Source organism: Pseudomonas sp. NPDC089752, assembly GCF_044748725.1.
Classification (GTDB): domain Bacteria; phylum Pseudomonadota; class Gammaproteobacteria; order Pseudomonadales; family Pseudomonadaceae; genus Aquipseudomonas.
Map to the genome: position 1 here is coordinate 77,324 of NZ_JBIVGP010000017.1, position 16,377 is coordinate 93,700.

At 62.7% G+C, this 16,377-nt stretch carries 14 protein-coding genes; 11 read left to right on the plus strand and 3 right to left on the minus strand.

Going from position 1 to position 16,377, the window contains the following annotated elements; genetic code table 11:
- Window positions 1-660, minus strand: coding sequence for a GntR family transcriptional regulator (locus tag ACIPZF_RS23055; RefSeq protein ID WP_400803633.1), 660 nt, complete (start codon window positions 658-660; stop codon window positions 1-3).
- Window positions 661-927: 267 nt separating this feature from the next.
- Between ACIPZF_RS23055 and xdhA the strand changes: the two genes are divergently transcribed.
- From xdhA to guaD, 4 genes are all read left to right on the plus strand, one after another.
- Window positions 928-2,382 (plus strand): xanthine dehydrogenase small subunit, encoded by a 1,455-nt coding sequence (gene xdhA, locus ACIPZF_RS23060; protein ID WP_400803635.1) that lies wholly within the window; start codon window positions 928-930, stop codon window positions 2,380-2,382.
- Window positions 2,375-4,774, plus strand: coding sequence for a xanthine dehydrogenase molybdopterin binding subunit (gene xdhB, locus ACIPZF_RS23065; protein ID WP_400803637.1), 2,400 nt, complete (start codon window positions 2,375-2,377; stop codon window positions 4,772-4,774). The genes xdhA and xdhB overlap by 8 nt, the downstream gene beginning before the upstream one ends.
- A gap of 138 nt (window positions 4,775-4,912) precedes the next feature.
- Window positions 4,913-5,758: a xanthine dehydrogenase accessory protein XdhC gene (xdhC, locus tag ACIPZF_RS23070; RefSeq protein ID WP_400803640.1), complete on the plus strand. Its 846-nt coding sequence runs from the start codon at window positions 4,913-4,915 to the stop codon at window positions 5,756-5,758.
- Between the two features lie 10 nt (window positions 5,759-5,768).
- The gene (guaD, locus tag ACIPZF_RS23075) at window positions 5,769-7,073 is read left to right on the plus strand and encodes a guanine deaminase (protein ID WP_400803642.1); all 1,305 of its coding nucleotides are present in this window, start codon (window positions 5,769-5,771) and stop codon (window positions 7,071-7,073) included.
- 49 nt (window positions 7,074-7,122) lie between these two features.
- Here the strand turns inward: guaD and ACIPZF_RS23080 are convergent, their stop codons facing one another.
- Window positions 7,123-7,878: a GntR family transcriptional regulator gene (locus ACIPZF_RS23080; RefSeq protein ID WP_400803644.1), complete on the minus strand. Its 756-nt coding sequence runs from the start codon at window positions 7,876-7,878 to the stop codon at window positions 7,123-7,125.
- Between the two features lie 284 nt (window positions 7,879-8,162).
- Between ACIPZF_RS23080 and ACIPZF_RS23085 the strand changes: the two genes are divergently transcribed.
- The gene (locus tag ACIPZF_RS23085) at window positions 8,163-9,512 is read left to right on the plus strand and encodes an NCS2 family permease (RefSeq protein ID WP_400803646.1); all 1,350 of its coding nucleotides are present in this window, start codon (window positions 8,163-8,165) and stop codon (window positions 9,510-9,512) included.
- A gap of 229 nt (window positions 9,513-9,741) precedes the next feature.
- Here ACIPZF_RS23085 and uraH read toward each other — a convergent pair whose 3' ends face one another.
- Window positions 9,742-10,095 carry a hydroxyisourate hydrolase gene (gene uraH, locus ACIPZF_RS23090; RefSeq protein ID WP_400803648.1) on the minus strand — a complete coding sequence of 118 codons (354 nt, stop codon included), beginning with the start codon at window positions 10,093-10,095 and terminating at the stop codon, window positions 9,742-9,744.
- A 376-nt stretch (window positions 10,096-10,471) separates the two neighbouring features.
- Between uraH and puuE the strand changes: the two genes are divergently transcribed.
- The 6 genes from puuE (at window position 10,472) to ACIPZF_RS23120 (ending at window position 16,269) form a co-directional block, all read left to right on the plus strand.
- A complete protein-coding gene (gene puuE / locus ACIPZF_RS23095; RefSeq protein ID WP_060508235.1) occupies window positions 10,472-11,398 on the plus strand; it encodes an allantoinase PuuE in 927 nt (308 codons plus the stop codon).
- Window positions 11,398-11,913, plus strand: coding sequence for a 2-oxo-4-hydroxy-4-carboxy-5-ureidoimidazoline decarboxylase (gene uraD / locus ACIPZF_RS23100; protein ID WP_400803650.1), 516 nt, complete (start codon window positions 11,398-11,400; stop codon window positions 11,911-11,913). Before puuE ends, uraD begins: the two co-directional genes overlap by 1 nt.
- A gap of 49 nt (window positions 11,914-11,962) precedes the next feature.
- Window positions 11,963-12,466 carry an ureidoglycolate lyase gene (locus ACIPZF_RS23105; RefSeq protein WP_027592958.1) on the plus strand — a complete coding sequence of 168 codons (504 nt, stop codon included), beginning with the start codon at window positions 11,963-11,965 and terminating at the stop codon, window positions 12,464-12,466.
- Window positions 12,467-12,509: 43 nt separating this feature from the next.
- A complete protein-coding gene (locus ACIPZF_RS23110) occupies window positions 12,510-13,838 on the plus strand; it encodes a urate hydroxylase PuuD (RefSeq protein WP_400803652.1) in 1,329 nt (442 codons plus the stop codon).
- Window positions 13,839-13,989: 151 nt separating this feature from the next.
- On the plus strand, window positions 13,990-15,345 hold the full coding sequence (locus tag ACIPZF_RS23115; protein WP_400803653.1) for a nucleobase:cation symporter-2 family protein: 1,356 nt from the start codon (window positions 13,990-13,992) through the stop codon (window positions 15,343-15,345).
- A gap of 138 nt (window positions 15,346-15,483) precedes the next feature.
- Entirely contained in the window at window positions 15,484-16,269 is a 786-nt protein-coding gene (locus ACIPZF_RS23120) for an outer membrane protein OmpK (RefSeq protein WP_400803655.1), read from the plus strand.
- Window positions 16,270-16,377: the final 108 nt, after the last annotated feature.

The following is a 16,377-nucleotide window of genomic DNA, read 5'->3' on the forward strand; positions in this document are numbered from 1 at the left end:
TCAGCCTCGGGCCAGCGCCGCCAGCACCAGCTCGCAGCTGCGCTGGCAATAGGCGGTCAGTACCTCGCGGATGCGCGGCAGGTCACGGGCGACCACGGCGTCGAGCAGGCTGGCGAACAGTTCCAGGTAATCGATCATGTTGGCCTGGCGCTGGTCCAGGGCCAAGTAGTAAGCGCGGCTCATGGCCGGTTGCAGGTTTTCCACGGTTTCCTGCAGATAAGGGTTGTCGGCGAACGGATAGGCGGCGCGCATCACCGCGAAACTGTCGGCGACAAAGGCTTTGATGTCGGCTTGCTCGCGGGCCAGCTGCAGGCGTTGCTGGATGTCCAGGAACGGGCGCAGGTCGCTGTCGGTGCGCCATTTTTGCGCGACGGCATTACCCAACAGGATGTAGAACTCGCCCATCAAGGCGCACAGACTGCGCACGCTGCGCTCATCGAGCTTGGTCACGTGGGCGCCACGGCGCGGCAGGATCGCTACCAGATGGCGACGTTCGAGGATCAACAGCGCCTCGCGCACCGAGCCACGGCTGACGTTCAGCGCCTGGGTAACCTTCTGCTCCTGGATGCGCTCACCGGGCACGAGTTCGCCACGGATGATGCGTTCGGCCAGGTAGTCGGCAATCTGCTCGGAGAGGCTGTCCGGCGCCTTGAACGTCATGGTTTTCCTTCAAAATCATTGAACTGGGCACAAGTGGGCGATTGTAGCGCACTTGGCCAGCACTCGCGCAGAGGGGCGACGGGCTTTATTTGACCCGCCAGGCAGCCACTTGTACGGCGCGATCTATGCTTGAAGTATGGGTAATTTGGGCAGCCAGATGGGCTCGCGCACAACTTCTTGACCTTTGAGTCAGAAAATTATTGACCAGCGCGTCAGCTCTGCTTATTGTCCGCCCAACAACAATAAAACCATTGCGAGGCCATCCCCGTGATCCAGTTTCTCGTCAACCAGGAGCTACGCAGCGAGCACGCCCTGGACCCGAACATGACGGTGCTGCAATACCTGCGCGAGCACCTGGGCAAACCCGGCACCAAAGAAGGCTGCGCCAGCGGCGACTGCGGCGCCTGCACCGTGGTGGTCGGCGAGCTGACCCAGGATGATGATGGTCAGGACAGCCTGCGCTACCGCAGCCTCAACTCCTGCCTGACCTTCGTTTCGTCCTTGCACGGCAAGCAGTTGATCAGCGTCGAAGGCCTCAAGCATCAAGGCCAACTGCACAGCGTGCAACAGGCCATGGCCGACTGCCACGGCTCGCAATGCGGCTTCTGCACCCCCGGTTTCGTCATGTCGCTGTTCGCCCTGCAGAAGAACAGCCAGGGCCATGACCTGCATCAGGCCCAGGAAGCCCTGGCCGGCAACCTCTGCCGCTGCACCGGCTACCGGCCGATCCTCGACGCCGCCGAGCAAAGCTGCCGCCTGCCCTGCCGCGACCAGTTCGACGCCCAGCAGACGCAGACCATCAGCCGCCTCAAGGCCATCGCGCCGACCCAGACCGGCGAACTCAACAGCGGCGACAAGCGCTGCCTGGTGCCGCTGACCGTCGCCGACCTCGCCGACCTCTATAGCTCGCACCCGGAAGCACGCCTGCTGGCGGGCGGCACCGACCTGGCGCTGGAGGTCACGCAGTTCCACAAGACCTTGCCGGTGATGATCTACGTCGGCCACGTGGCGGAGCTCAAGCGCATCGACAAGACCGCCAGCCACCTGGAAATCGGCGCCGCCACCTCGCTGACCGACTGCTACGGCGCACTCAACGAGGAATACCCCGATTTCGGCGACCTGCTGCACCGCTTCGCCTCGCTGCAGATCCGCAACCAGGGCACGCTCGGCGGCAACATCGGCAACGCCTCGCCGATCGGCGACTCACCGCCCCTGCTGATCGCACTCGATGCGCAGATCGTCCTGCGCCAGGGCGAACGCCAGCGCACGATGCCGCTGGAAGACTACTTCATCGACTACCGCATCACTGCCCGCCAGGACAGCGAGTTCATCGAGAAGATCATCGTGCCACGAGCCAGCAATGACTGGGCCTTCCGCGCCTACAAAGTATCCAAGCGCCTGGACGACGACATCTCGGCGGTGTGCGGCGCCTTCAACCTGAGCATCGAAGACGGCGTGGTCAGCGGTGTGCGCATCGCCTTCGGCGGCATGGCCGCGATCCCCAAGCGTGCCCGCGCCTGTGAAGCCGCGCTGCGCGGCAAGCCCTGGAACCAGGCCAGCATCGAGCGTGCCTGCCAGGCCCTGGCCGAGGACTTCACGCCGCTCAGCGACTTCCGCGCCAGCAAGGAATACCGCCTGCTGACCGCGCAGAACCTGCTGCGTAAATACTTCATCGAACTGCAAACGCCGTACATCGAAACCCGGGTGACCGACTATGTCTAACCATCACGTCGTCAAGAGCCAGGCCGAGATGGCCGAACTGTTCAGCCAGGACCTGACCACCGGGGTCGGGCGCAGCGTCAAGCACGACAGCGCCGACAAGCACGTGGCTGGCGAGGCGGTATACATCGACGACCGCCTGGACTTCCCCAACCAGCTGCACGTCTATGCGCGCACCGCCGACCGCGCCCATGCGCGCATCACGCGCATCGACACCACGCCGTGCTATGCCTTCGAGGGCGTGCGCATCGCCATCACCCACGAGGACATCCCCGGCCTCAAGGACATCGGCCCGGTGGTCGCCGGTGACCCGCTGCTGGCCATCGACAAGGTCGAATTCTTCGGCCAGCCGGTGCTCGCCGTGGCCGCACGCGACCTGGAAACCGCACGCGGCGCGGCGATGGCCGCGATCGTCGAGTACGAAGACCTGGAGCCGGTACTGGACGTGGTCGAGGCGTTTCGCAAGAAGCACTTCGTGCTCGACAGCCACACCCACCAGCGCGGTGATTCGGTAGCGGCCCTGGCCAGCGCCCCGCACCGCCTGCAGGGCACCCTGCACATCGGTGGCCAGGAACACTTCTACCTGGAAACGCAGATCTCGTCGGTGATGCCCACCGAAGATGGCGGCATGATCGTCTACTGCTCCACGCAGAACCCTACCGAAGTGCAGAAGCTGGTCGCCGAAGTACTCGACGTGCCGATGAACAAGGTGGTGCTCGACATGCGCCGCATGGGCGGCGGCTTTGGCGGCAAGGAAACCCAGGCTGCAAGCCCGGCATGCCTGTGCGCGGTGATCGCGCGCCTGACCGGCCAGCCGACCAAGATGCGCCTGCCGCGCGTCGAAGACATGATGATGACCGGCAAGCGTCATCCGTTCTACGTGGAGTACGACGTCGGCTTCGACGACGATGGCCGCCTGCATGGCGTCAACTTCGACCTGGCTGGCAACTGCGGTTACTCGCCCGACTTGTCCGGCTCGATCGTCGACCGCGCCATGTTCCACTCCGACAACGCCTACTACCTGGGCGATGCCACCGTGCACGGCCACCGCTGCAAGACCAACACCGCCTCCAACACGGCCTACCGTGGCTTCGGCGGCCCACAGGGCATGGTCGCCATCGAGCAGGTGATGGACCACATCGCCCGCCAGCTGGGCCGCGACCCGCTGGCCGTGCGCAAGGCCAACTACTACGGCAAGACCGAGCGCAACGTCACCCACTACTACCAGACCGTCGAGCACAACATGCTCGAGGAAATGACCGCCGAACTGGAGGCCAGCAGCGACTACGCCGAGCGCCGCGAGTCGATCCGCCGCTTCAACGCCAACAGCCCGATCCTGAAGAAAGGTCTGGCGCTGACTCCGGTGAAGTTCGGCATCTCGTTCACTGCCACCTTCCTCAACCAGGCCGGTGCGCTGATCCACATCTACACCGATGGCAGCATCCACCTGAACCACGGCGGCACCGAGATGGGCCAGGGTCTGAACACCAAGGTCGCGCAAGTCGTGGCAGAGGTGTTCCAGGTCGATTTCAGCCGCATCCAGATCACCGCCACCAACACCGACAAGGTGCCCAACACCTCGCCGACCGCTGCATCCAGCGGCGCCGACCTGAACGGCAAGGCCGCGCAGAATGCGGCCGAGATCCTCAAGAAGCGCCTGACCGAGTTCGCCGCGCGGCATTATCAGGTGACCGAGGAAGACGTCGAGTTCCGCAACGGCCATGTGCGCGTGCGCGACCAGATCGTCAGTTTCGAGCAGCTGGTGCAACAGGCCTACTTCGCCCAGGTGTCGCTGTCGACCACTGGCTTCTACCGCACGCCGAAGATCTTCTACGACCGCAGCCAGGCACGCGGCCGGCCGTTCTACTACTACGCCTTCGGCGCCGCTTGCGTCGAGGTGATCGTCGACACCCTGACCGGCGAGTACAAGATGCTGCGCGCCGACATCCTGCACGACGTCGGTGACTCGCTGAACCCGGCCATCGACATTGGTCAGGTCGAAGGCGGCTTCATCCAGGGTGCGGGCTGGCTGACCACCGAAGAGCTGGTGTGGAACGCCAAGGGCAAGCTGATGACCAACGGCCCGGCCAGCTACAAGATCCCGGCCGTGGCCGACATGCCGCTGGACCTGCGGGTGAAGCTGGTGGAAAACCGCAAGAACCCGGAAGACACCGTGTTCCACTCCAAGGCCGTGGGTGAACCGCCATTCATGCTCGGCATCGCCGCCTGGTGTGCGCTCAAGGATGCCGTGGCCAGCATCGCCGACTACCGCGTGCAGCCGAACATCGACGCGCCGGCGACCCCGGAGCGGGTGTTGTGGGGCTGCGAGCAGATGCGCAAGGAAGTGGCTGCGGCGCAGCCGGCCTCGCCCGAACTGGAAACCGTAACGCAGTAACCGGTGCACCACCGAACCCTGTGGGAGCGGGCTTGCCCGCGAACAAGGGCGAAGCCCTTGCCATGCACCGCGGTGTGTTCTTCGCGGGCAAGCCCGCTCCCACAAGGACCGCGTGCATCTTTGTAGAGAGGTTGAATCATGCACCAATGGATCAACGCCCTCGCCGACCACCAGTCCCGCGGCGAACCCTGCGTGCTGGTGACCATCATCGAGGAACGCGGCTCGACCCCGCGCAATGCCGGTTCGAAAATGGTCGTCAGTGCCAGCGCTCTATATGACACCATCGGCGGCGGCCACCTTGAATTCAAGGCGCTGCACATTGCCCGACAGATGCTCGAAGAGCACCGCAGCACCCCGCACCTGGAGCGCTTCAGCCTGGGCGCGAGCCTCGGCCAATGCTGCGGTGGCGTCACTGTGCTGCTGTTCGAGCCGATGGCCGCCGTGCAGGCGCAGATCGCCGTGTTCGGCGCGGGCCATGTCGGCCGTGCTCTGGTACCCTTGCTCGCCGCGCTGCCCTGCCGGGTGCGCTGGATCGATTCGCGCGAACAGGAATTCCCCGAGCTCATCCCCAACGGGGTGACCAAGGTGGTCAGCGAGGAGCCGGTCGATGAAGTAGCCGAGCTCCCGGCGGGCTGCTATTGCATCGTCATGACCCACAACCACCAGCTCGACCTGGAACTGACCGCCGCCATTCTCAAGCGCAACGATTTCACCTGGTTCGGCCTGATCGGCTCGAAGACCAAACGGGTCAAGTTCGAGCACCGCCTGCGCGAGCGCGGTTTCGATGACGCCGTAGTGGCGCGCATGCGCTGCCCGATGGGCATCGCCGAGGTCAAGGGCAAGCTGCCCATCGAGATCGCCGTGTCCATCGCCGGCGAAATCATCGCCACCTACAACGCCTGCTTCGGCCAGCACGACGCTGGCGTCAACGCCGGCCCCATTGCCCAGTTGCTGCCGCCCTCCCGGCGCAGCCAAGCCCTATGACGAGTGTGTTATGACCGTTACCCGCAAAGCCTACCGTGCCGCCATTCTGCACAGCATCGCCGACCCGGCCGAGGTCGGCCTGCAAGCCTCCCATGAGTACTACGAGGACGGCCTGCTGGTGATCGACGACGGCCGCATCAGCGCCCTCGGCCACGCCAGCGAGCTGCTGCCGACGCTGGACGCCGACATTGAAGTGGTGCATTACCAGGATGCCTTGATCACCCCAGGCTTCATCGACACCCACATCCACTTCCCACAGACCGGCATGATCGGCTCCTACGGCGAACAGCTGCTGGACTGGCTCAATACCTACACCTTCCCCTGCGAAAAGCAGTTCGCCGACAAGGTTCACGCCGACAAGGTGGCGAAGATCTTCCTCAAGGAACTGCTGCGCAACGGCACCACCACAGCGCTGGTGTTCGGCAGCGTGCACCCGCAATCGGTCAATGCCTTGTTCGAGGAGGCCGAGCGCCTGGACCTGCGCATGATCGCCGGCAAGGTGATGATGGACCGCAACGCACCGGACTACCTGACCGACACCGCCGAAACCAGCTACACCGAGAGCAAGGCGCTGATCGAGCGCTGGCACGGCAAGGGCCGCCTGCACTACGCGGTGACCCCACGCTTTGCGCCAACCAGCACGCCGGAACAACTGTCGGTGGCCGGCCAGCTGCTTAAAGAGCACCCGGGCGTGTACATGCACACCCACCTGTCCGAGAACCTCAAGGAAATCGACTGGGTCAAGGAACTGTTCCCTGAGCAGAAAGGCTACCTGGACGTCTACGACCACTTCGAGCTGCTCGGCGAACGCTCGGTATTCGCCCACGGCGTGCACCTGTGCGACGACGAATGCCAGCGCCTGTCCGAGACCGGTTCGGCCATCGCCTTCTGCCCGACGTCCAACCTGTTCCTCGGCAGCGGCCTGTTCAACCTGCCGCAAGCAGAGAAATTCAAGGTCAACGTCGGCCTGGGCACCGACGTGGGCGCCGGCACCAGCTTCTCGCTGCTCAACACCCTGAACGAAGCGTACAAGGTGATGCAGCTGCAAGGCGCGCGCCTGCACCCGTACAAATCGCTGTACCTGGCCACCCTCGGCGGCGCGCGTGCGCTGCGCCTGGATGACCGCATCGGCAGCCTTCGCCCGGGCAACGATGCCGACTTCGTGGTGCTCGACTACAAGGCCACGCCGCTGCTGGACTACCGCATCCAGCAGTCCAAGAACATCGAGGAGACATTGTTCGTTCTGACGACCCTTGGTGATGATCGAACAGTGCGTGAAACATACGCTGCGGGGCGCTGCGTGCACCAACGCTGATAACTGAAAGGGGCCGCTTAGCGGCCCCTTCATTCATTCAGGCAAACGATCAACCCTTGGCTGCAGCCTTCGGCTTTTTTAGCAGGTGGGAGAACACCGCATGCAAATCATCCGAAGCACTTTCTTCGTCCAGGTTGAGTTTGCTGTCGATGTGATCCATGTGATGCATCATCAGGCTCACGGCCTGTTCGGCGTCACGCGCCTCGATGGCATCGATCAGCTGCATGTGCTCGTCATACGAACAGTGTGAGCGGTTACCGCTCTCGTACTGGGCAATGATCAGCGAAGTTTGCGACACCAGGCTGCGCTGGAAACTGACCAGCGGCGCATTGCCGGCAGCTTCCGCAAGCTTGAGGTGGAATTCGCCGGAAAGGCGAATACCGGCACCGCGATCGCCGCGCGAGAAGCTGTCGCGCTCTTCGCGCACCATCTGACGCAGCTCGTTGAGTTGCTCCAGCGTGGCGTGCTGCACGGCCAGTTCGGTGATAGCGCGCTCGACCATGCGCCGCGAGAAGAACACCTGGCGCGCTTCTTCGACCGTTGGGCTGGCCACCACCGCGCCGCGGTTGGGCCGCAGCAGCACCACGCTTTCATGGGCCAGGCGCGATAACGCGCGGCGGATGATGGTGCGGCTGACGCCGAAGATCTCGCCCAGCGCTTCCTCGCTCAACTTGGTGCCCGGCGCCAGGCGCTGCTCGAGGATCGCCTCGAAGATATGCGCATAGACGATGTCGTCCTGGGTACCACTGCGGCCAGCCTTGCCAGCACGTGAAGGTTTCTTCAGAGGTTGCAGCTGTTCGTTCATGAGCTCTCGAAGCGCGAAGGAAAGTATGGCGCCATTGTACACAGGCTGAGCCGTTTCTGCAGGTAGGCTTTTACCTATATAGCCGTTGCGCGGCAGATTGTGCGCACAAAACATAAAACATTATTTGCTTTCTTTGTACACAAAAGCATAATCCATCGGGCAACTTCTTGACCCGTGAGTCAACTAAGCGCGTCAGACGTCTGCCAATCCCTCGCGGAGCCACCAAGTGCATTGCGCAGGTCACTGGCTCCAAGAACAACAAGAAAGACTTGAGGAGTATCGCTGTGGAAAGCCGCAAATCCGACGCACCTACGCTGGATCTCGCTCCACCGCTCGAAACGAGTTGGCTGGAACGGATTTTCAAACTCAAGCAACACGGCAGCACTGTCAGAACCGAGCTGATCGCCGGGGTGACCACCTTCATCACCATGGCCTACATCATCTTCGTCAACCCCAACATCATGGCCGACGCCGGCATCGATCACGGGGCGGCATTCGTCGCCACCTGCATCGCCGCCGCGCTCGGCTGCCTGTTGATGGGCCTGTACGCCAACTGGCCGGTGGGCCTGGCACCGGGCATGGGGCTGAACGCCTTCTTTACCTACACCGTGGTCGGGACCATGGGCTACAACTGGGAAACGGCACTGGGCGCGGTATTCGTCTCGGGCGTGCTGTTCATGTTCCTCACCTTGTCCAAAGTGCGCGAGTGGCTGCTCAACAGCATCCCGGTGAGCCTGCGCCATGCAATGGGGGCTGGCGTCGGATTGTTTCTCGGGCTGATCGGCCTGAAGACCGCCGGCATCATCGTCGACAGCCCGGCCACGCTGATCAAGCTGGGCTCGCTGCATGAGCCTGGCCCGCTGCTGGCGGCGATCTGCTTCCTGCTGATCGCCATCCTCAGCTACAAGCGCGTGTTTGGCGCGATCCTGATCAGCATCATCGGCGTGACCTTGGCCGGCTGGGGTCTGGGCCTGGTGAAGTTCGGCGGGGTGATGTCGATGCCGCCGAGCCTGGCGCCGACCTGGATGGCCATGGACGTGGCTGGCGTGTTCAACGTCAGCATGATCAGCGTGGTGCTGGCATTCCTCTTCGTGCACATGTTCGATACCGCCGGCACCCTGATGGGCGTGGCCCAGCGGGCCAACCTGGTGGCGCCGGACGGGCGTATCGAAGGCCTGTCGAAAGCGTTGAAGGCAGACAGCGCATCGAGCGTGTTCGGTGCGGTGGTCGGCGTGCCGCCGGTGACCAGTTACGTCGAGAGTGCTGCCGGTGTGGCTGCGGGGGGGCGTACTGGCCTGACGGCGGTCGTGGTCGGCCTGTTGTTCGTCGCAGCGATGTTCTTCGCCCCACTGGCCGGGATGATTCCTGCCTACGCCACTGCCGGTGCGTTGATCTACGTGGCCATGCTGATGATGGGCAGCATGGCGCACATCCACTGGGACGAAGCCACCGACAGCATTCCGGCGATCGTCACGGTGATCATGATGCCGCTGACTTTCTCGGTGGCGGATGGTATTGCCCTGGGCTTCATCAGCTATGTGGCGTTGAAGGCCGGTACCGGCAAGTACAAGGAGATCTCGGCCAGCCTGTGGGTGCTGTGTGCGATCTTCATTGCCAAGTTTGTGTTCCTCTAATTCCCCTTGCACCAACAAAGGGCGCCTCGGCGCCCTTTTGTTTTGTTCTGAATCTGCCGGCCTCTTCGCGGGGCAAGCCCGCTCCCACATACAGAGTTGCTCATAATCTGTGGGAGCGGGCTTGCCCCGCGAAGAGGCCGGCCCAGACAGCCCAAAAAACAGCAGACGAAAAAAAGCCCGCCAGTGTGAGAGCGGGCCAAGGACCTACGAAGATTCTTCTAGCGACCAACTAGCTCCCGCGATAGGTCGAATAGCTATACGGCGAAATCAGCAGCGGCACGTGGTAGTGCTCCTGCTTCTCGTCGATGCCAAAGCGCAGCACAACAACATCCAGAAACGCCGTGTCCGGCAGCTGAACGCCGCGCGCACGGTAGTAGGCGCCAGCGCTGAACTGCAGCTGGTAAACGCCGGTACGGTAATCGTCACCCTGCAGCAGCGGCGCGTCGACGCGGCCATCGCTGTTGGTCAGGGCAGTGTTCACCAGCTCGAGCTGCTGGCCTTCGACACGGTACAGCTCGACCTTGATCGCGCTGCCCGGGCAGCCGTGAGCGGCATCCAGTACGTGTGTAGTCAAACGTCCCATTGCTTGTCGCCTCTTGTTCAATCTGTGGGCAAAAAATACACAGCCATCGGCACGGCAAAGGGCCTGCGATGGGCGGGAATGACGTTATTAAGACATTCCATCGCCAAATTGTACACAATTTTTTAAGCCCTTCTGTCGCTCACTACCCGCACTGCCTAAAAGACGCAGATTCACGCCCTGTGCCGAGGCCAATGTCATTTACTGACCAACTGGGCAGGTTTCTTGCAATACGTTCTTATGCGACAAAAGGGAAGAAATGCGGAAAAACAGGCTTACAAAAGATTTCAGAAGTTGTATACAATCAGCCCATCCGGTGGTGCGACATCCCGACGCGGCCCGCCCACCCCCGCACAAACGCACAAGAAGGAAGACTGCAGTGAGCGCTGACTACCCTCGCGACCTGATCGGTTACGGCAACAACCCTCCTCACCCGCAATGGCCGGGCAACGCGCGCATCGCGCTGTCCTTCGTGCTCAATTACGAGGAAGGTGGCGAGCGCAACATCCTGCACGGTGACAAAGAGTCCGAAGCCTTCCTGTCCGAGATGGTCGCTGCCCAGCCACTGCAGGGCCAGCGCAACATGAGCATGGAATCGCTGTACGAGTACGGCAGCCGCGCCGGTGTCTGGCGCCTGCTCAAGCTGTTCAAGGACAGCGGCGTCCCGCTGACCATCTTCGCCGTGGCCATGGCCGCCCAGCGCCACCCGGACGTGATCCGCGCCATGGCCGAAGCCGGCCACGAGATCTGCAGCCATGGCTACCGCTGGATCGACTACCAGAACATGGACGAGGCCCAGGAGCGCGAGCACATGCTCGAAGCCATCCGCATCCTCACCGAACTGACCGGCGAGCGCCCGGTGGGCTGGTACACCGGCCGCACCGGCCCGAACACCCGCCGCCTGGTCATGGAGGAAGGTGGCTTCCTCTACGACAGCGACACCTACGACGACGACCTGCCCTACTGGGAGCCGAACAACCCGACCGGCAAGCCGCACCTGGTGATCCCGTACACCCTGGACACCAACGACATGCGCTTCACCCAGGTGCAGGGCTTCAACTGCGGCGAGCAGTTCTTCCAGTACCTGAAAGACGCCTTCGACGTGCTGTACGCCGAAGGTGCCGAAGCGCCGAAGATGCTGTCCATCGGCCTGCACTGCCGCCTGGTCGGCCGCCCGGCGCGCCTCGCTGCGCTGAAGCGCTTCGTCGACTACGCCAAGAGCCACGACCAGGTCTGGTTCGCCCGTCGCGCGGACATCGCCCGCCACTGGCACGCCACCCACCCGTACAAGAAAGAGAACGCCTGATGACCGCTTTCAAGACCCTCAAGCCATCGTCCCTGAGCCGCGACGCGTTCGTCGAGGCCTTCGCCGACATCTACGAGCACTCGCCGTGGGTCGCCGAAAAAGCCTATGACCTGGGCCAGCTGGCCGAGCTGGACGAGATCGAGGTGCTGCACCAGCGCATGAGCGACATCCTGCTCAGTGCCAACCACGCAGACCAGCTGGCACTGATCAACGCTCACCCGGACCTCGCCGGCAAAGCCGCCGTCCAGGGCGAGCTGACCGAATCGAGCACCAACGAGCAGGCCGGCGCCGGTATCCACCAGTGCACCGCCGAAGAGTTCGCCCGCTTCACCGAGCTGAACGATGCCTACAAGGCCAAGTTCCAGTTCCCGTTCATCATGGCGGTGAAAGGCAGCAACCGGCACCAGATCCTCGCCTCGTTCGAAAAGCGCATCCACAACGATGCCGATGCCGAATTCAAGGAAGCCTTGGCGCAGATCAACCTGATCGCCCTGTTCCGCCTGCTGCAGCTGTAAGCGACAGCCGAACATATTTAAAAAAACGAATAACAGAAGAGATAACCGCATGCGCACCCTGATGATCGAGCCCCTGACCAAAGAAGCCTTCGCCCCGTTCGGTGACGTGATCGAAACCGATGGCAGCGACCACTTCATGATCAACAACGGCTCGACCATGCGCTTTCACAAGCTCGCCACGGTCGAGACCGCCGAGCCCGAAGACAAGGCGATCATCAGCATCTTCCGCGCCGACGCGCTGGACATGCCGCTGACCGTACGCATGCTGGAACGCCATCCGCTGGGCAGCCAGGCTTTCATTCCGCTGCTCGGCAACCCCTTTCTGATCGTGGTCGCGCCCGTTGGCGATGCACCTGTATCAGGCTTGGTCCGCGCCTTCCGCAGCAACGGCAGGCAGGGCATCAATTACCATCGCGGCGTTTGGCACCACCCGGTGCTTACGATCGAAAAGCGGGATGATTTCCTGGTGGTTGATCGCAGTGGTTCTGGCAACAACTGCGATGAGCATTACTTCACCGAGGAACAGATGCTGATCCTCAATCCCCACCAATAAGAAAAGGTCCGTCATCGTTTGGTGACTGGCAGAGGTACATACTGTGGAAGCTCATCTTCACGAGTGGCTGAACCTCAGCATTCGCTGGGTTCACATGATCACCGGTGTCGCCTGGATCGGTGCATCGTTCTACTTCGTCTGGCTGGAAAACAACCTGAACCGGAGCAATCCGCGTGATGGGCTGTCGGGTGACCTCTGGGCCATCCACGGCGGTGGTATCTACCACCTTGAAAAGTACAAGCTGGCGCCCCCGAAAATGCCCGAGAACCTGCACTGGTTCAAATGGGAAGCCTACTTTACCTGGATGTCGGGTATCGCCCTGCTGTGCGTGGTGTTCTACTGGAATCCGACCCTGTACCTGCTGGCCCCTGGCAGCACCCTGAGCGGTGCCGAGGGCGTGGCCATTGGTATCGGTTCGCTGGTGGCCGGCTGGTTCATCTACGACCTGCTCTGCGATTCGCCACTGGGCAAGCGCCCGGCGCTGCTTGGCGGCGTGCTGTTCGTGCTGATCATTGCCGCCTGCTGGGGCTTCAGCCTGGTGTTCAGCGGCCGTGGCGCGTACCTGCACACTGGCGCGATCATCGGCACCATCATGGTCGGTAACGTGTTCCGCATCATCATGCCGGCCCAGCGCCAGCTGGTGGCAGCGATCGAAAGCAACACCACCCCCGACCCACGCCTGCCGGCCAAAGGCCTGCTGCGTTCGCGTCACAACAACTACTTCACCCTGCCGGTGCTGTTCATCATGATCAGCAACCACTTCCCGAGCACCTACGGTAGCCAGTACAACTGGCTGATCCTGGCCGGCATTGCGGTAGCTGCGGTACTGATCCGCCACTACTTCAACACCCGCCACGACAGCAGCAAGTACGCCTGGACCCTGCCGGTCGGTGCCCTGGCGATGATCTGCCTGGCCTACGTCACCGGTCCCAAGCCGATGGCTGTCGCGCCTGAGCAGGCGGCGGCGAAGGTCGAATACCAGCCACTGCCAGCGACCGCTGTAGGTGGCAAGACTGCAGCCGAGCAGCGCGCCGAAGACGCCGCCAAGGCAGCTGAAGCCCCTGCCGCACCGGCCGAAGCTCCGGCACAAGCCACCGCTCAGGTGGGTGGCGGCGCGTTCGACAAGATCCACACCGTCATCCAGGAACGTTGCACTGTGTGCCACTCGTCGAAGCCGACCAGCCCACTGTTCAGCGCCGCCCCTGCCGGCGTGATGTTCGACACCCCGCAGCAGATCCAGGCCCAGGCCGCGCGCATTCAGGCGCAAGCGGTCGCCAGCCAGATCATGCCGCTGGGCAACATCACCCAAATGACTGCCGAAGAGCGCAAGCTCGTCGGTGACTGGATTGCCAAAGGCGCCCAGGTCAACTGATACACACTCTCCTTGTGGGAGCGGCCTTGCGCCGCGAAAGGGCCGGCACTGCCGGCCCTCGTTACAAGAAACACGCAACAAGCAAGCATCGAGCGTTCAGCCACGAACTGGCGCTTGGATCCGAGAATAAAAACAAAACTCGAGGTGCTGCATGTCCGAGTCACGCAAGGCGTACATTCCCGTTGCGCCGCCGCGAGAACCTCTGCCCCTGTTCCAATTGATCCTGGTTGGCCTGCAACACGTTCTGCTGATGTACGGAGGCGCGATTGCCGTGCCTTTGATCATTGGCCAGGCAGCCGGATTGTCCCGTGAAGAAGTCGCCTTCCTGATCAACGCCGACCTGCTGGTCGCCGGTGTCGCCACCATCATCCAGTCGTTCGGTATCGGCCCGGTCGGGATCCGCATGCCAGTGATGATGGGCGCCAGTTTCGCTGCCGTTGGCAGCATGGTGGCCATGGCCGGCATGCCTGGCGTGGGCCTGCAAGGGATCTTCGGCGCGACCATCGCCGCCGGGTTCTTCGGCATGCTGATCGCGCCGTTCATGTCCAAGGTCGTGCGCTTCTTCCCACCGCTGGTCACCGGTACCGTGATTACCTCCATCGGCCTGTCGCTGTTCCCGGTGGCGGTCAACTGGGCCGGCGGCGGCCATGAAGCCGAAGCCTTCGGCTCGCCGATCTACCTGATGGTGGCAGGCCTGGTGCTGGCCGTGATCCTGTTGATCAACCGCTTCATGCGCGGCTTCTGGGTCAACGTGTCGGTGCTGGTGGGCATGGGCCTGGGTTACATCCTGGCCGGTTCCATCGGCATGGTCGACCTGTCCGGCCTGAACGAAGCGCCCTGGGTGCAAGTGGTCACACCGCTGCACTTCGGCATGCCGACTTTCAGCCTGGCGCCGATCCTGTCGATGTGCCTGGTGGTGGTGATCATCTTCGTCGAGTCCACCGGCATGTTCCTCGCCCTGGGCAAGGTCACTGACCGTGAAGTCACCCCAGGGATGCTGCGCCGGGGTCTGCTGTGCGATGCCGGTGCCTCGTTCATCGCCGGGTTCTTCAACACCTTCACCCACTCCTCGTTTGCGCAGAACATCGGCCTGGTGCAGATGACCGGCGTGCGCTGCCGCTTCGTCACCATCGTCGCCGGCGGGCTGTTGATTCTGCTCAGCCTGCTGCCCAAGGCAGCCTTCCTGATCGCTTCGATCCCGCCTGCGGTACTGGGCGGCGCGTCCATCGCCATGTTCGGCATGGTCACCGCCACCGGGATCAAGATCCTCCAGGAAGCGGACATCGGCGACCGTCGCAATCAGCTGCTGGTCGCTGTCAGCGTCGGTTTCGGGCTGATCCCCGTGGTGCGCCCTGAGTTCTTCGCGCAGATGCCGCAGTGGATGGAACCCATCACCCACAGTGGTATCGCCATGGCGACGGTCAGTGCCCTGGTGCTGAACGTACTGTTCAACATCCTCGGTGGCGCCGAACGCGCCGTGCATAACGACGTCTGCCACGAGCATTGAGTTGCAGGGCGGCGCAACGCCGCCCGTTCTCCCCTTTCGCAGTAATCGCTGTGCCGTCGGCCCGCCGGAATGGGCCGCCCGGGGCGCCTGCGCGCCGAATAAACCGCCAACAAAAACAATAAGTCCGGGAATCACAACATGAAGCGCATCACATCGAGCTTGCTGCTGGGCAGCAGCCTGCTGGCCACCCTCCCCGCCCATGCAGGCGAATGGCTGCTGTGGCATGGCGAAAGCCTGACGTACTTGTACGGCAAGGACTTCAAGGTCAACCCTGATATCCAGCAGACCATCACCTTCGAGCACGCCAACAAATGGAAGTACGGCGACACCTTCATGTTCGTCGACAAGATCTTCTACAACGGCAAGCCCGACGCCAGCAAAGGCGTGACCACCTACTACGGTGAGTTCAGCCCGCGCCTGTCGTTCGGCAAGATCTTCGACCAGAAGCTCGCCTTCGGCCCGATCAAGGATGTGCTGCTGGCCATGACCTACGAGCGTGGCGAAGGCGACAACGAGGCCTACCTGATCGGCCCCGGCTTCGACCTGGACATTCCCGGCTTCAACTACTTCACCCTGAACTTCTATGTGCGCAACACCGAGGGCAGCCGCCCCGGTGACAATGTCTGGCAGATTACCCCGGGCTGGTCCTACACCATCCCCTTGGGCAGATCCGACATTCTGATCGACGGTTACATGGACTGGGTCACCGACAACGACCAGACCCGCCGTGGCACCTACCACGCCAACCTGCACTTCAACCCACAGGTCAAGTACGACCTGGGCAAGGCCCTGAACCTGGGCGCCAAGCAGCTGTACGTGGGCTTCGAGTACAGCTACTGGAAGGACAAATACGGCATCGACAGCCGCGGCAACCTGGAAACCAACCAGAGCGTGGCCAGCGCGCTGGTCAAGGTGCATTTCTGATAACCTGACCAAACGCCCAAGTTTGAGACACCGTGCTCCAGGACGGAGCACTTGAGGCCAGGCGCGCAAGCCAGTAATCTGCGCGCCCCCTCGATCAGGGCAGGACGG

Excerpts from the sequence above, each read along its gene's own strand:
- guaD (WP_400803642.1), top strand. The coding sequence starts at position 5,769 with ATGACCGTTACCCGCAAAGCCTACCGTGCCGCCATTCTGCACAGCATC.
- ACIPZF_RS23080 (WP_400803644.1), bottom strand. The coding sequence starts at position 7,878 with ATGAACGAACAGCTGCAACCTCTGAAGAAACCTTCACGTGCTGGCAAG.
- xdhC (WP_400803640.1), top strand. The coding sequence starts at position 4,913 with ATGCACCAATGGATCAACGCCCTCGCCGACCACCAGTCCCGCGGCGAA.
- uraH (WP_400803648.1), bottom strand. The coding sequence starts at position 10,095 with ATGGGACGTTTGACTACACACGTACTGGATGCCGCTCACGGCTGCCCG.
- ACIPZF_RS23055 (WP_400803633.1), bottom strand. The coding sequence starts at position 660 with ATGACGTTCAAGGCGCCGGACAGCCTCTCCGAGCAGATTGCCGACTAC.
- xdhB (WP_400803637.1), top strand. The coding sequence starts at position 2,375 with ATGTCTAACCATCACGTCGTCAAGAGCCAGGCCGAGATGGCCGAACTG.
- uraD (WP_400803650.1), top strand. The coding sequence starts at position 11,398 with ATGACCGCTTTCAAGACCCTCAAGCCATCGTCCCTGAGCCGCGACGCG.
- ACIPZF_RS23105 (WP_027592958.1), top strand. The coding sequence starts at position 11,963 with ATGCGCACCCTGATGATCGAGCCCCTGACCAAAGAAGCCTTCGCCCCG.
- ACIPZF_RS23120 (WP_400803655.1), top strand. The coding sequence starts at position 15,484 with ATGAAGCGCATCACATCGAGCTTGCTGCTGGGCAGCAGCCTGCTGGCC.
- ACIPZF_RS23115 (WP_400803653.1), top strand. The coding sequence starts at position 13,990 with ATGTCCGAGTCACGCAAGGCGTACATTCCCGTTGCGCCGCCGCGAGAA.